1 protein-coding gene is annotated in these 1670 nt (G+C 76.0%); it reads right to left on the bottom strand.

Annotated elements, in window-relative coordinates:
- The coding region (locus ACYVE9_RS25825) for an ATP-binding protein (RefSeq protein ID WP_461030311.1) at positions 1 to 1670 on the bottom strand (1670 nt) is incomplete at both ends.

The following is a 1670-nucleotide window of genomic DNA, read 5'->3' as shown; positions in this document are numbered from 1 at the left end:
CGCCAGGGCGAGCCGGATCAGCCCGCCTGACGCGGCGGCTGCCAGCGGGGCCGCCGTGCACTCGGTCACCGCCGCGGCGCCCGCCTCGAACCACTCGACGGCCCGGCCCCAGGCGCCCTGGGCCAAGGCGTGCAAGCCCAGCACCAGGCGGGCGTCGGCACTGATGACCGGCATGTCGGAGGTCTCGGTGACGAACGCCTCGCACCGGGCGCCCAGTCCTGACCAACGTCCGGTGTTCCACTCCAGCAGCAGCCGGCTGCCCAGTCCGGTGTGGGCGACGTACTCGGCGCCGCTGCGCGCCGACAGGTCGAGCCCTTTCGTGAGCAGGTCGGCGGCCCGGTCGTAGTGGCCGAGCCACACCGCTGCGTCGGCTGCGTTGCACAGCCCCCGCGCCGCGTGCTGGGCCACGACCTGGACGGAGCCGTCCGTCGGCAACTGCTCCAGCATCCGCCACGCCTGCGGGTCGCCGCAGCACATCGCCAGGCTGACCCGGTTCCCGGCGACGGCCACGCGGGCCGCCTCGATGCCGCTGGCCGCAGCCGCCTCCTCCGCGCGAAGCAGCCAGCTCAGGTGCTGGTCGAGTGAGCCCCTCGGCCACTGCGGCATGGCGAGAGCCGCCATCGCCCGGGCGGCGAGGTCCGGCCGCCCGTCCCGCAGATCCTCCGCCGCACGTTCCAGCACCCGCCAGCCGAGATCGGTCCGGCCGACCTGGTTGTTGAGCAACAGACCCAGGTCCAGGCGTAGTTCACCGCGCACCGCGACGGGCAGGCTCTCGTCCTCGACCAGCTGCGACAGCACCTTCACCGTCTGGTCGGACCGCAGGCCCACCACCGCGCTGCGGGCCAGCATCGGGGCGAGCCGGCCCCGCACCCCCTGCGGGACGGTCGGTGCGGCCAGGGCCTGCTCCAGCAGGGTGACGGCCTCCCGGTGCCGCCCGCTCTCGGTCGCCTCCCGAGCGGCGTGCTCGACGGCCCGCACCCACCCCCGGACCTGTCCGGCGTCCCTGTGGTGCCGGACCCGCGCCGTCCAGTCCACCGGCTGACGTCGGGCGAGCAGCCGCGCCGCCCTCGCGTGCAGCTCCTGCCGCTCCGACCAGGGCAGGTTGTCCCGTACCGCGACGGCGGCCAACGGCACGGGCAGCACGTACCGGCCCTCGCCGTCCACCACCAGTGCGGCGACGTTCAGCGCGGCGGTCAGCGCCGCGCGGGACGTCCTCCCGGACAAACCGGCGACCGCGAGCAGGGCCGGGGCGGGGACCGGCTCGTCCAGCACCGCCGCCGCCCACACCACCGCGCGGTGCTCCTCCGCCAGCTTCGCCGTCCGGCTCAGCACCAGCTCCGTCAGCCGCACCGGCACACCGGCGTTGTCCACCTGGGCCGCCGTGCACCGCCCGCCGGTGTCCCGCAGGACGGCCAGGAGGTCAACGACGACCTGGGCCACACCGCCCGACCGTTCGAGGAGCCTCGCCGTCCCCTCCGGTGTGCCCCGCTCGCCGACGGCCTCCGTCACGGCTTCGCCCACCTGCTCGCAGTCCCACGGCTCGACGCGGTGGCGCAGCACCGCCAACTCCGCCGGATAACGCACCGGCGTGCCGCCCAGCGGCAGCCCCGGCCGCGCCGACTCCTCCGGCCGGTACGCCAGGACGGCGGCGAGTCCCGGCCTGGGCCGCT

The organism is Streptomyces sparsus (assembly GCF_054776295.1).
This window is presented reverse-complemented; position numbering and strand designations above follow the sequence as displayed.